The 12,279-nt window shown below is 59.1% G+C and carries 11 protein-coding genes and 3 pseudogenes; 5 read left to right on the top strand and 9 right to left on the bottom strand.

Going from position 1 to position 12,279, the window contains the following annotated elements; genetic code table 11:
• Positions 1 to 10 precede the first annotated feature (10 nt).
• Positions 11 to 256, top strand: a pseudogene (locus AC0J6G_RS08425) (dienelactone hydrolase family protein); the annotation flags it as partial.
• Between the two features lie 41 nt (positions 257 to 297).
• On the opposite strand, the gene AC0J6G_RS08420 reads toward AC0J6G_RS08425, so the two are convergent.
• From AC0J6G_RS08420 to AC0J6G_RS08400, 5 genes are all read right to left on the bottom strand, one after another.
• Positions 298 to 1,089, bottom strand: coding sequence for a DUF4394 domain-containing protein (locus tag AC0J6G_RS08420; RefSeq protein WP_475253055.1), 792 nt, complete (start codon positions 1,087 to 1,089; stop codon positions 298 to 300).
• Between the two features lie 154 nt (positions 1,090 to 1,243).
• Complete coding sequence (locus AC0J6G_RS08415) at positions 1,244 to 1,957, bottom strand: anti-sigma factor (protein WP_475253053.1); 714 nt, start codon at positions 1,955 to 1,957, stop codon at positions 1,244 to 1,246.
• Entirely contained in the window at positions 1,954 to 2,502 is a 549-nt protein-coding gene (locus tag AC0J6G_RS08410) for a sigma-70 family RNA polymerase sigma factor (RefSeq protein WP_475253051.1), read from the bottom strand. The genes AC0J6G_RS08415 and AC0J6G_RS08410 overlap by 4 nt, the downstream gene beginning before the upstream one ends.
• A 90-nt stretch (positions 2,503 to 2,592) precedes the next feature.
• Positions 2,593 to 3,453, bottom strand: coding sequence for a pirin family protein (locus AC0J6G_RS08405; protein ID WP_475253653.1), 861 nt, complete (start codon positions 3,451 to 3,453; stop codon positions 2,593 to 2,595).
• Positions 3,453 to 3,851: an OsmC family protein gene (locus AC0J6G_RS08400; RefSeq protein ID WP_475253049.1), complete on the bottom strand. Its 399-nt coding sequence runs from the start codon at positions 3,849 to 3,851 to the stop codon at positions 3,453 to 3,455. Before AC0J6G_RS08400 ends, AC0J6G_RS08405 begins: the two co-directional genes overlap by 1 nt.
• A gap of 180 nt (positions 3,852 to 4,031) precedes the next feature.
• Between AC0J6G_RS08400 and AC0J6G_RS08395 the strand changes: the two genes are divergently transcribed.
• The 4 genes and pseudogenes from AC0J6G_RS08395 to AC0J6G_RS08380 form a co-directional block, all read left to right on the top strand.
• Positions 4,032 to 5,054 carry an amidohydrolase family protein gene (locus tag AC0J6G_RS08395; RefSeq protein WP_475253048.1) on the top strand — a complete coding sequence of 341 codons (1,023 nt, stop codon included), beginning with the start codon at positions 4,032 to 4,034 and terminating at the stop codon, positions 5,052 to 5,054.
• 66 nt (positions 5,055 to 5,120) lie between these two features.
• Positions 5,121 to 5,585, top strand: coding sequence for a DUF3859 domain-containing protein (locus tag AC0J6G_RS08390; protein ID WP_475253047.1), 465 nt, complete (start codon positions 5,121 to 5,123; stop codon positions 5,583 to 5,585).
• Positions 5,586 to 5,769: 184 nt separating this feature from the next.
• Positions 5,770 to 6,249: pseudogene (locus AC0J6G_RS08385) on the top strand (MCP four helix bundle domain-containing protein); the annotation flags it as partial.
• Between the two features lie 27 nt (positions 6,250 to 6,276).
• Positions 6,277 to 7,395: pseudogene (locus AC0J6G_RS08380) on the top strand (methyl-accepting chemotaxis protein); the annotation flags it as partial.
• Between the two features lie 139 nt (positions 7,396 to 7,534).
• Here the strand turns inward: AC0J6G_RS08380 and fabB are convergent.
• From fabB to AC0J6G_RS08360, 4 genes are all read right to left on the bottom strand, one after another.
• Positions 7,535 to 8,755: a beta-ketoacyl-ACP synthase I gene (gene fabB, locus AC0J6G_RS08375; protein WP_475253046.1), complete on the bottom strand. Its 1,221-nt coding sequence runs from the start codon at positions 8,753 to 8,755 to the stop codon at positions 7,535 to 7,537.
• Between the two features lie 12 nt (positions 8,756 to 8,767).
• A complete protein-coding gene (gene fabA / locus AC0J6G_RS08370) occupies positions 8,768 to 9,283 on the bottom strand; it encodes a 3-hydroxyacyl-[acyl-carrier-protein] dehydratase FabA (protein ID WP_274088616.1) in 516 nt (171 codons plus the stop codon).
• Positions 9,284 to 9,493: 210 nt separating this feature from the next.
• Positions 9,494 to 11,401 (bottom strand): response regulator, encoded by a 1,908-nt coding sequence (locus tag AC0J6G_RS08365; protein ID WP_475253045.1) that lies wholly within the window; start codon positions 11,399 to 11,401, stop codon positions 9,494 to 9,496.
• On the bottom strand, positions 11,398 to 12,279 hold the full coding sequence (locus AC0J6G_RS08360; protein ID WP_475253044.1) for an ABC transporter substrate-binding protein: 882 nt from the start codon (positions 12,277 to 12,279) through the stop codon (positions 11,398 to 11,400). The genes AC0J6G_RS08365 and AC0J6G_RS08360 overlap by 4 nt, the downstream gene beginning before the upstream one ends.

Below are 12,279 nucleotides of genomic sequence, written 5' to 3'. Positions count from 1 at the left end.
GGGGCGATTCAAAGCGCCGGTATTGGTGCTGCATGGCGCGGATGACCCTGCCGTGCCGCAGGCGCAAGTTGATGGTTTTGTCGCAGAAATGAAAGTCACTAAAACCGATTGGCAGCTGGTCAGCTACGGCGGTGCGGTGCACTCCTTTACCAATCCGCTGGCCAATGTGCCGGGGCGCAACGAGTACCACCCGGTGGTGGCCGCGCGTGCCTTTAAGGCTATGGATGATCTGTTTGCGGAAACCTTCGCCAAATAAACCGTGAGCGGGAAGGCCGGGCGGCCTTCCCGTATGCGGATTTACATGCCTGGCAACACGGCGATATCAATGATGTTATCTGGCAGACCGACGACCTCACCTAATGTGGTCGGTTTGCCCGTTGCCAGCGCCAGGGTATGCAGGGTGGTGCCGGTCAGCAGGTAGGCGGTGTTGCCGCCTTTGCCGTCACTGGCGATATCCAAAGCTGCATTTTTCAAACCATCAACGATCTTGCCCACGGCTTGCTGAACGCCATCGTTCGGCGGGTTTTGCAGCATCAGGCTGCTGCTGGCCAGGTCGATGGTGTACAGCGCGGTAGCCTGAGTGCCGGCGTAGGCGTTGCTGTAAGCACCGGCAACCACTTGCGCGCTTTTACCGGCGTAGGGGCTTTCTGCGGCGTAAGCCACGCTGCCATCGACGACCACTTCACCGGTTTCGACGTTGACGCGAAAGCTGGTGCCGTCGGCGGCAAGCATGCGCAGTTTGTCGGCCACCGGGTTGAAGTCGATCACCGCCTGGCCGCTGCCCGGCAGCTGTTTGTTGAGGCCGGCAACTTTGCTGGCTGCGCCAGTGGCCACGTCCAAGGTGTAGAGCTGATGATCATTGCCCAGCGCATAGAGCATGCCGTTGGCCGGCCGTACATCGATGCCACGCAGTGGGCTTGGGCTGCTGGCGGGCATGGTAGCGGTGACTTTCAGGCTGTCGCTGTCCACTTTGAACAGCTGACCATCGGCGCTCAGGGCCAGCAACGTGGCTGCGCTGGCAGTGCCAGCGGCGAGGCTGAGGGTGGCAGTGGTAACGGCAGCGGTCAGCAGGGTATTAAAGCTGTTCATATGCGTTCTCTCATCTGTAGTAATCCAGCATCGATGCAAGGCCGGCTTAGGCCTGCCTTGCAGGTGCCTCGATGAAACACCTGATAGCTATACCCACGAGAACGCATCTGGATGTCGCTGGCTGAAAATAAATTCAGTTTTTTTGCTGATGGCTTTAGTTGATCGAAGCCATCACCGCGCGACCGATATATAGCACCTTGCCGGTTGGTCGATCCTTCGGCGAGCCGCCGGCCGGTTCCAGGGTCAGTTCGAACAGCTGGCCGGGTTGCACTGCGCCAATCTGTTCGGCAGACAGTTGCAGCGGCTTACCCGGTTCGACCAGGCCGAGGGAGCGCGGGCCAATGGCGGGGTCGATCAACGTCCAGAGTTGCACGGAACGATCGGCCGGGATCTGATCTTCCAGCAGCGGTTGCAGGTGCAAACCACCTTCGGCATTGATATGCACCACCCAGCCCGGCTTGGCCGCTTCACCCGGGGCTTGCAGCACCACGGTGTAGCTGCTCACGGCTGTGTCAGTGCGCCAGAGATCAGGCAGCAATGTGACGATCAGGGCCAGCACCAGGGCGGCGCTGGTGAGTCGCCAGGTGGTCAGGCTTTGCCACCAGGCCGGCCAGCTGTTTACCCGGCTGACAGCTGGCGTCAGGCCAAGGCTGTCCTGCAGGCGTTGCCATAATTGCGCCGAGGGTGTTTGCGGCGGTAGCTGATCGCTCAGTTCAAGAAAGTGCTGTTGCCACTGCAGGGCCATTTGCGCGGCTTCGGCATCCTGCTCGATCAGCTCGTGCACCTCAGCGGCTTCGGCTTCATCGAGCAGGCCCAGAACGTATTCGCCGATCAAGGCGCGGCGTTCGGCAGGTTGCTGCGAAATCATGCGTGCAAACACTCCTGCAGCGCGCGCAGACCTGCGCGGATACGGCCTTTGATGGTGCCCAACGGGGTGGTCAGGCGGTTGGCAATCTGTTCATGGGTCAGGCCGCGGTAGAACGCCAGTAGGATCGGGTGGCGGCGATTGCGTTCGATATTTTGCAGGCAACGGCGCAGTTGCTGCTGTTCGCCCTGCTGCTCCAGCAGTTCGACGGCCTGCGGGCTATCGTCGGCAGCGCGCTCGATAAAGTCGTCATCCAGTTCCACCGTGCGGCCACGGCTGCGCAGCTGATTCAGCGCGCGGTAGCGCAGGATGCTGTAGATCCACGCGCGGCCGCTGCCAAGCGCTCGTTGAAAACGCTGGGCGTTGCGCCAGATCTGCACAAAGGCATCGTGCACGCAGTCTTCGGCTTGATCACGACGGCCGAGCAGGGTGATGGCCAACCCAAGCATTTGCGCAGCCTCCTGTTGGTAGAGCGCCTGGAATGCGCGGTCGTCCTGCCGGGCGCAGGCTTCCAGATGGCTTTCGTAATCAAACAGCGGCTGCGCCATGCACAGGATTCCTGAATGTGTGAGCGTGCCAAGGGTTATACCCGAGCACCTGCTGTCTGGATGTTTTGGGAGTGCAACAAATTTTCTCCGTCAGCGCGGCAGTTCGATGCGTTCGGTCTCGCCCGGCACGGTTGGCCAGTCCTGCGCCGCCCAGCGCTCACGCGCCTGATCAATCAAGGCCGGGTCGCTGGCGACGAAGTTCCAGTTGATTCGCCGTGGGCCAATCGGCTCACCGCCAATCAGTATTAGCTGGCACTCGCTGCAGGCGCTGAAGGTGTGGGTTTCGCCTTCGGGCAGCACCAGCAGGCTGCGTAGCGGCAGTTGCTGATCGTCAAGGGTGGCCTCGCCGTCAATCAGGTACAGCGCGCGTTCGGCATGTTCGGCGGGTATCTGCAACGTGCTGCCTGCGGTCAGCTTGATCTCGGCATAAACAGTGGGCGATAGCACCGGCACTGGCGATTGCAGGCAGAAACCCGTGCCGGCAATCAGGCAGATGTCCACACCCATACTGGTGCTGCGCGGCAGGCTGTCGGCGGGGTGATAGCTGTAACTGGGTTCGCCTTGTTCATCAGCAGCGGGCATGGCCAGCCACACCTGCAGACCATGCATGTGTGAGCCGCTTTCCCACAGCGTTTGCGGGGTGCGCTCAACATGCGCGACGGCGCGGCCTGCAGTCATCCAGCTGACGTCGCCGGCGCCGACCACTTGATTCGAGCCCAGGCTGTCCCTGTGCTGCAATTGCCCCTGGAATAGGTAGGTGAGGGTCGACAGGCCGATATGCGGATGTTGGTTGATGTTCATGCCGCTGCCGGCTGGGTAGGTGTTTTCCAGAATATGGTCAAAGAACACGAACGGTCCGACGCTGCGGCATTTGGCCGAGGGCAGGGGGCGCAGGATAGGTTGCCCGCCGAGGTTTTGCGGGCGCGGTTTGATCAGCAGAAAGTTGCCCATCATGCGCCCTCGCTCAACTGGGTGCTGATCTGAATCTCGCTGCTGGTCATCAGCTTGTGGATCGGGCATTTATCGCCGATGCGCAGCAGCTGCTGACGCTGCGCGTCATCCAGCGCGCCGTGCAGGGTCAGCTCGACAGCCAGGCGATAAAGGCCCTGGCGCTCCTGGCTGTTATCGCGGTTGAGCTTCACATCGAGGCCGGCCAGCGGTATGTCGCGCTGCTTGGCATACAGCGCTAGAGTCAGCGCCTTGCACGCGCCCAGCGCAGCATCAAACAGGTCATGCGGGTCAGGCGCTGAACCTTCGCCGCCCAGCTCCAGTGACACGTCGCTGTGTAAGGTGTGCGGGCCAATGCTGATGCGCTGCAGCAGGCCCTTTTCATTACTGATGCTGATCATATGAACTCCACGCTCTGGGCTGATGGGGCAGCCTAGCCTATGTCAGTAGCCAATGAGTCAAGCCATTCTGGCAAAATTCTAAATCAATAATCCCCAGTCGCCGCTGAACGATGAGCTGGGGGTGAACTTGCACTAAATGCTTAGGGTCTAAGCTGCTCAGACTGTCAGGAAGACACCCGTTTGCATGCATTTCAAATCAGTGTTGTCTTGGTGTTGGCGCTGGTAGCGCAGTTTGCCCACGCACGCGATTACCGTTTTAGCGATGCTCATCTGCACTACGTCGACTTCTTCCAGGAAAGCGCCGGCATGACCGAGTTGTTCGAGCAGATGGCCGCCGGCAATATCGAGCACGTGATGCTTTCGGGGATTCCGGTGGCGAAGAAGTGGGATGAGAACGAGCCCAAGCGTCCACGTTACTACGCCGGCGACGATGCCAATGCCTATTGGTACAGCGCCACCGATGTGCTGGTGGCGCATGCCTACAAGCAGGTACCCGCCGAGCAGCGCAAACGCTTACACCCGTTTCTCTCCGGTTTTAATCCGAATGACAAAAATGCCGATGCGCACATCCGCCGCATGCTCGAACTCGACCCCGGCCTGTGGCAGGGCATCGGTGAGATTTTCACCCGGCATGACGACCTTACCGCGTTGATCCATGGCGATGCGCCACGGGCTAATAACGAGGCCCTGGCGCGAGTCTTTCACCTGGCCGCCGAATACGACTTGCCGGTGATGCTGCATTCCAATATCACCTCCAAGCGCGAGCGCAATCCGCTCTATTTGCAGGAAATAGAGGACCCGCTGCGCAACCATCCGCACGTGCGGTTTATCTGGGCGCATGCCGGTACCAGCATGGAGATCCACCGGCATCAGGAAAAGCTGGACTTCCTCCTGCCCACCCTTGAACGGATGCTCAAGCAGTACCCCAATCTGTATATCGATTTGTCCTGGACCGTGCTGCAGCCGTATTTGCTGGATGCAGACGGCACGCCTGATCCGGCCTGGGTGAAGCTGGTCAGCAGTTACCCGGCGCGCTTTATGCCCGGCTCCGATGTGGTCGGCCGCTTTACCAGCCTGTCGGAGTCTATGAACGGCTTTAAACCGTTTCTCGATGCCTTGCCGGAGGATGTTGCCCATCAGGTGGCGCGCGATAACTTCCTTGCGGTGCTGCCGCGCCGGGTGCAGGCCGAGTTGACGGAGTAGGGTTGTCATTGCGCTGTCACACGAGTGTCATAGGCTCGCGCTATCTCAAAAAGGAGCACGAGCGACATGCCATACACCCGTTTCAGTACCTTGGCCGCACTTATGTTGATCAGCAGCCTGACGCAGGCCGAAGTGCGCGTGGAAGGCCCGGTTGAGTTCGGCGTTTTCGCCAGCAATTACCAGGATTTTCAGGCCGGTGAGCGGGTGTTGACCCGTAGCAATCAGCCGATCGAACCCGGCGAGGTGATTCCCGCCAAGCTCGGTACCAAATTCGGCCTGCGCTACACCCTCGCCGGCAAATCGGCCAGTGAGTCGCCATTGACCCTGTTGTACCTCACACCAGGCGTGATCAGCCCGGACGGCACGCGCCACGACAAATTTGTTGTTACGCAAAAGCTGGTACCCGACGCGCCGCAGGATGTAATGGCATTCGAGTTCACTGAGCATCACGAAGTGGTGCCAGGGGAATGGCATTTCTTGCTGTTTCAGGACGATCGCAAGTTGCTCGAGCAGCGGTTTATCGTGCGCTAATCATCCTGAGCAATAACTATAAAACCGAGCCCAGGCTCGGTTTTTTATTTTTCCGGGTTAAAGAAACCTGTGTCTTAGTCGTTAATATGAATGACTAGTTTTTTGCGTCAGGTTGTAAGGCAACCTTAAATCTAAAGGCCTTGTGTGGCTGACATCACAACTCAAATCGGAAAGGGCTGCTCTGATGACTCTCAGAAACCTCAACATCGCCCCTCGGGCAGCACTTGGCTTTGGCCTAGTTGCTCTACTGGTACTGCTACTTGGCTGTTTCTCGCTCATTCAAATGTCAGAAATGAACAAGCAAACCGAGAAGGTGAGTGAAAACTGGCTGCCGAGTATCCAGGGGTTGAATGATTTCAGTCAGAATTTTCTCCGTCTGCGCGCCCTTACACTTCGCGTAATGCTCAAGCGAGATCAGGCCGGTGCTGAGCAGGAAATAAGCGGTGCCGTGGCGATGAAGGCCGAGATGCAAAAGGCCCAAGCAACCTACACAGCGCTGATCGTTAACGATGAAGAAAAGGCGCTGTTTGACAAGTACCTGAGCGCTCAAGAACTCTACCTGCAAGAGCAGACAAAGATATTTGAGGCTGTGCGCAGGGCAGACACAGATGCCGTTTTGGCGTTGGCAGATGGCCCGCTTAACGGTTATGCCTCAGACGTTACCCGCAGCCTGCTTGCGCTGTCTGATTTCAATCGAACCGGCGCCAATGAGGCCGCAGCACTGAGCCGCAGCGTATTTGAAAGCGCTTGGTTTTGGGTGGTGGCAATGATCATCGTGACGCTGGTGCTAACCGTGGTATTGGCCCTGTTGCTGACCCGTAGCATCGTTGCTCCGTTGGCAGACGCTGTGCGTGTCGCTGAGGTGGTGGCCAGCGGTAACTTATCGCAAACCATTGACGTACAGGGTTCGGATGAACCTGCGCGCTTGCTGATTGCACTCAACAATATGCAGAGAAGTCTGCGTACAACCATCCAGAGCATTTCCGACTCTTCCAATCAACTGGCCTCAGCCTCGGAAGAGTTGAGCGCGGTGACCGAAGATTCGACGCGCGGTCTGCACCAGCAGAACAATGAAATTGAGCAAGCGGCCACGGCGGTCAATGAAATGACCAGCGCGGTCGAAGAGGTGGCGCGTAACGCTGTGAGTACCTCTGAGGCGTCCAGCGAGTCCAATCGCACGGCGCAACATGGCCGCGAACAGGTCCGCCAGACCGTGGATTCGATCAGCCATTTGGCTGATGACGTGACCAATACCGCCACCGAGGTTGAGCAACTGGCCGGCCAGGTGCGTGATATCAGCAAGGTGCTGGATGTGATCCGCTCGATAGCCGAGCAAACTAACCTGTTGGCGTTGAACGCAGCGATCGAAGCGGCGCGGGCCGGTGAAGCCGGGCGCGGTTTTGCCGTGGTGGCGGATGAGGTACGCGCCCTGGCGCACCGCACTCAGCAGTCGACCCGAGAGATTGAGCAAATGGTCAGCGGTATTCAGCAGGGCACCGACAAGGCGGTCAACGCCATGCAGAACAGCAACACCCGTGCACGTTCAACCCTGGATGTGGCCAAGGCGGCCGGGCAGGCGCTGGATGAGATTGCAGCCGCTATTTCGCAGATCAACGAACGTAACCTGGTGATTGCCAGCGCCTCCGAAGAGCAGGCCCAGGTGGCCCGTGAAGTGGACCGTAACCTGGTGAATATTCGCGACCTGTCGATGCAGTCGTCCGCTGGGGCGAACCAGACCAGCGCGGCCAGTCAGGAGCTGTCGCGCCTGGCGGTGGATTTGAATGCGCTGGTAGCGCGCTTCTCTATCTGATGCCGGGTTAAACAGTGCTCAAGCTGCCGTAAGCGCGGCAGTCTTAAGCGCTGGTTTAAGTCGCTGCAGTACAAGCAACAAGGCCACCCAATTGGGTGGCCTTGTTGGTTTCAAGCCCTCGCGGGCCAGTATGTTGCGCCTACTGACCTGCCCAGCGCTTGAGCACCAGCGTCGCGTTGGTGCCGCCGAAACCGAAACTGTTGCTCATCACAGTGTCGAGCTTGGCGTTTTCCACGGTAGTGCGCTGGATCGGTAGGTCGGCGATTTCCGGGTCAACTTCGTCGATGTTGACCGAGCCTGCGATGAAATTGCCTTCCATCATCAGCATGCAGTAGATCGCTTCCTGTACGCCCGCAGCGCCAAGTGAGTGGCCAGACAAGCTCTTGGTCGAGCTGATGGCTGGCGCCTTAGCACCGAACACTTCGCGCACGGCGCGGCTTTCCGCGACATCGCCGACCGGGGTCGAAGTGCCGTGGGTGTTCAGGTAGTCAATGGGTGTATCGACGGTGGCCAGGGCTTGCTGCATGCAGCGCACCGCGCCTTCACCGCTCGGAGCAACCATGTCGTAGCCGTCGGAGGTGGCGCCGTAACCGACGATTTCCGCATAGATCTTGGCGCCACGCTTAAGGGCGTGTTCCAGTTCTTCTACCACCACCATGCCGCCACCACCGGCGATGACGAAACCGTCACGCTTGGCGTCGTAGGCGCGGGAGGCTTTCTCCGGGGTGTCGTTGTACTGGGTGGAGAGGGCGCCCATGGCATCGAACAGGAAGCTCTGGCTCCAATGTTCTTCTTCGCCGCCGCCAGCAAAGACGATGTCTTGCTTACCGAGTTGAATCTGCTCCATGGCATTGCCGATGCAATGTGCGCTGGTGGCGCAGGCCGAGGAGATGGAGTAGTTGACGCCCTTGATCTTGAATGGCGTAGCCAAGCACGCGGAAACGGTGCTGCCCATGGTGCGCGGCACGCGATACGGGCCAACGCGCTTGACGCCTTTTTCGCGCAGGGTGTCCAAGGCTTCCATCTGGTTAAAGGTCGACGCGCCGCCGGAGCCTGCGATCAAACCCACACGCGGGTTGGAGATGTCGTCGGCGCTGAGGCCTGCGTCCGCAATGGCCTGCTGCATCGACAGGTACGCAAAGGCGGCGGCATCCCCCATAAAGCGGTAGACCTTGCGGTCAATCAGCTCTTCCAGGTTCAGGTCAATTGAGCCGGATACGTGGCTGCGCAGGCCCATTTCGGCATAGGCGGGGTTAAAGCGGATGCCTGACTTACCATCCCGCAGGCTGGCAGTGACGGTGGCTTTGTCATTGCCCAGGCAGGAAACGATGCCGAGGCCGGTAATTACGACGCGACGCATGCAGAGAGTCCTTTAGAAATTATCGGTGGAGGTGAACAGGCCAACCCGCAGGCCTTCGGCGCTGTAAATTTCGCGGCCATCAACGCTGACGGTGCCATCGGCAATAGCCAAGACCAGAGAGCGGGCGATGGTGCGTTTGATATGAATGTTGTAAGTAACTTTCTTGGCAGTCGGCAACACTTGGCCGAAGAACTTCACCTCGCCCGAACCGAGGGCACGGCCACGGCCGGGATTACCCTGCCAACCGAGGTGGAAACCTACCAGCTGCCACATGGCATCCAGGCCCAGGCAGCCAGGCATTACCGGGTCGCCTTCAAAGTGGCAGGCAAAAAACCACAGGTCAGGCGTGATATCGAGCTCGGCGACTATTTCGCCCTTGCCGTACTTGCCGCCGGTGTCACTGATGTGGGTGATGCGATCGATCATCAGCATGTTCGGCGCGGGCAGTTGCGCATTACCTGGGCCGAACAGTTCGCCACGGCTGCAGCGCAACAGGTCTTCCCGGGTGAAGGCGTTTTGTTTGGTCATGCGAGCTCCTCAATATGTCCCATGCGCCAAGGCTGGGCGAATCATCCTGGCTGGCGGCGCAGTCTGCTGCGCCTGCCGGTAGCCTAGTCATAGACTGTTGCGTTGTAGTGAAAGTCACAGCGTTGTGAGTACAGTTGTACTCCGCTCCTGCTGACCTGTCCTAGCGCCTATTTGGTTAGCCTGCAGCAGTTGAGCCTTCTTGACTACCCATCAAAGGTCGAGGGGCAGCCAGCGTTGTAATAATTTTTGTAAATCCGCCCGTTTGAACGGTTTTGCCAGGTAGTCATTCATGCCGCACGCCAGGCAGGTTTCGCGGTCGCCCTGCAACGCGTTGGCAGTCAGGGCAATGATGGGGAGTTCAGCGCACCCCGGTAGGCGGCGGATCTGCCGAGTGGCTTCGTAGCCATCCATGATTGGCAGGCGACAGTCCATCAGGATCGCGGCATACCGCTGCTGGCTGGCCTGGTGCACGGCCTGGGCGCCGTCTGCGATCAGGTTGACCTGATACCCCAGGCTGCGCAGCATGGCTTCGATCACCGTCTGGTTAACGGGATTGTCTTCCACCAACAGTACCGGCTGGCCTTTACCCTGATCGGCTGGGTGCACCAATTGACTGGCCACCGGTACGCTCTGCTGAGAAAACGGGAGGGGGACTTCAAGGGTGAATACTGAGCCCTGGCCTTCCTGGCTGACCGCCCGCAAGGTGCCGCCCATGCGTTCCGCCAGGGTGCGGGCGATGGGTAAGCCCAGCCCGGTGCCACCGTAACGCCTTGAAATAGATGTATCGGCTTGCTGGAAAGCATCAAACATATGTTCCAGACGCTCGGGCGCGATGCCAATACCACTGTCATGCACCGCGCAGCTGAACCACAACACCTGATTATCCAAAGCCTGCCAGGTTGTGAGTACACGAATGCTGCCGATATCCGTGAATTTCAGGGCATTACCAATCAGGTTGACCAGAATTTGCCGGATGCGTGTCGGGTCGCCCTGCACCTGCAGTTGCTCCAGGCCGCCCTGGGTGTCCAGTTGCAACTGCAGACCACGCTGTTGGGCGCTATGCTGGAAGACCTGAATCGAGCTTTGCAGCAACTCGAGCAGGTTAAAGGGGATGCGCTCCAGCTCCAGGGCGCCGCGTTCGATGCGCGAGAAATCGAGAATATCGTTAACGACTTTCAGCAGGTGCTCGGTGGATTCGGTGGCCAGCGCTGCGTATTCGGCCTGCTCCGGCGTCATTTCCGTGGTTTCCAGCAGCTGCAGCATGCCCAGTACGCCATTCATCGGGGTGCGCAGCTCGTGGCTCATCATGGCCAAGAAGTCAGACTTGGCGCGGTTGGCTAATTCTGATTGTTCACGCGCTTGAATCAGCAGGTTCATGGCCCGTTGCTGTTCTTCGCTGGCGCTGGCCAGGCCATGGGCGAGGTTATTGATGTGCCGCGCCAGGGCTCGCAGTTCACCTTCGCCGACTTCGGGCAGGGTGGTTTGGTAGTTGCCAGCTTGAATCGCGCTGACAGCTTCTCCCATGGCGCTGAGGGGTTGCGACAGGTGGCGAGCAAGGCGGCGAGCAAGAATAAAGGTCAAGGCAAGGGCAAACAGGGCGATCAGCGCAGCCTTAAGAAGAATTTCCTGCTGGCGAGTGTTGAATGCATCGTTTGCGATGCCGACGACTACACGGCCCAGGTAGTCATTCGGCACGGATGACTCATTGGCGTTATCACTGAGCATAAAGTCCGCCTCAAGGGTGACTTTCTGCAGCAGGATTGGCGCTTCGAATACGCTTACCTCGGCACGGTTAAGCGCATCAATGCTGGGCTGTTCGACGTAGATTAGGATGCGATTGTCGTGGTCGCGCACTTCCAGAAAGCGCACATGCGGGGTCTGTAACGTCACCCCGAGAAGCGACTTGAGCACCGTCAGGTTGCCCGAAATAACCCCGTATTCGGTCGCGGGTGCCAGTTGGCTGGCAATCAGTTGGCCGGTCTGCTTGAGCTCTTCCTGCAGTTCCTGAATACGGGTAAAGGTGAAAAAGCCGGTTAGCAGCACGGTCAAGAGCAATGCCGGCCCAACGCTGATGAGCTGCGTGCGGGTGTGGATATTCCAGTGGCGTGGCAGCTTCATGGGTGTCTTCCTTCAGCGAGCTTCTGTGCCAGTGATTCGTTGTTAGGCAATTCAATTGCCAGGGAGCGCGCGACGCGGGGGTTGCTGATGACCTTGAAATGACTGGGATAGGCACTCTGCGGCCACTGCGCGGGAGGCTGATCGAGGTACTCTTCAAGGCTATCCAGCCAATCACTTTGGTCGCTATAAACGCTGGCCAGACTGCCGGCTTGGACGAAGCTGGCGCTGGGGCCAATCACCGGACGTTGATGCGTATAGCTGGTCAGCAGCAGATTTTTCACGGTGTGGGAGTTAAACAACCCAACGTTGCTCATGCCCAGCAACAGATCGCTGTGCGAGAGCAGATAGAGCAGCGGGCGGCTATCGCGAGTGTCGTTCCAGCGCCGGGTTACCAGCGCCATGCCTTGGGCTGTTGCAGCCTGGCGGTACTCATCCACAAGGAACTTACTGTTGGCGTCATACAACAGGCCCACACGCTTCGCGGCAGGTAGCAGTAAACGCGCCAAGTGCATCTGCAGTTGCGGCGAGGGGTCACTCCAGAGCAGGCTCAGGTGTGCGGGGAGGGCGGTAGGTAGGCTGCTGGCTTGTAAGCGGCTGATGCGTAGGGCCAGGGTCGGTGGGCCCATAGGGTTGGTCAGGCGCCAGTCCAGCGATGGCCTGTCCAGCAATATCAGCCGAGCTGAATCAGGCAGTTGCGCGGGGGGCGGAAGCTCGTTTAGGCCAACAAAGGTTACCTGGTCGTTCGGCCTGCGTATTTGCATCTCGCGCACGAACGCGCGAGTGGCTGGGTTGTCAGTGCTGCTGCTAAAAATTATCTCGGTGGCCCAAGCGGGCAGCGCGACGAACACGCAACAGCAGAACACTATCAGGCGGCTCAT

It is taken from the genome of Pseudomonas sp. TS_SC_3 (assembly GCF_056156225.1).
The sequence above is the reverse complement of the archived record's forward strand: the minus strand, read 5'-3'. Positions and strand labels throughout refer to the sequence as shown.

Excerpts from the sequence above, each read along its gene's own strand:
- AC0J6G_RS08360 (WP_475253044.1), bottom strand. The coding sequence starts at position 12,279 with ATGAGCCGCCTGATAGTGTTCTGCTGTTGCGTGTTCGTCGCGCTGCCC.
- AC0J6G_RS08410 (WP_475253051.1), bottom strand. The coding sequence starts at position 2,502 with ATGGCGCAGCCGCTGTTTGATTACGAAAGCCATCTGGAAGCCTGCGCC.
- AC0J6G_RS08420 (WP_475253055.1), bottom strand. The coding sequence starts at position 1,089 with ATGAACAGCTTTAATACCCTGCTGACCGCTGCCGTTACCACTGCCACC.
- AC0J6G_RS08390 (WP_475253047.1), top strand. The coding sequence starts at position 5,121 with ATGCCATACACCCGTTTCAGTACCTTGGCCGCACTTATGTTGATCAGC.
- AC0J6G_RS08405 (WP_475253653.1), bottom strand. The coding sequence starts at position 3,453 with ATGGGCAACTTTCTGCTGATCAAACCGCGCCCGCAAAACCTCGGCGGG.
- fabA (WP_274088616.1), bottom strand. The coding sequence starts at position 9,283 with ATGACCAAACAAAACGCCTTCACCCGGGAAGACCTGTTGCGCTGCAGC.
- AC0J6G_RS08365 (WP_475253045.1), bottom strand. The coding sequence starts at position 11,401 with ATGAAGCTGCCACGCCACTGGAATATCCACACCCGCACGCAGCTCATC.
- AC0J6G_RS08400 (WP_475253049.1), bottom strand. The coding sequence starts at position 3,851 with ATGATCAGCATCAGTAATGAAAAGGGCCTGCTGCAGCGCATCAGCATT.
- fabB (WP_475253046.1), bottom strand. The coding sequence starts at position 8,755 with ATGCGTCGCGTCGTAATTACCGGCCTCGGCATCGTTTCCTGCCTGGGC.
- AC0J6G_RS08415 (WP_475253053.1), bottom strand. The coding sequence starts at position 1,957 with ATGATTTCGCAGCAACCTGCCGAACGCCGCGCCTTGATCGGCGAATAC.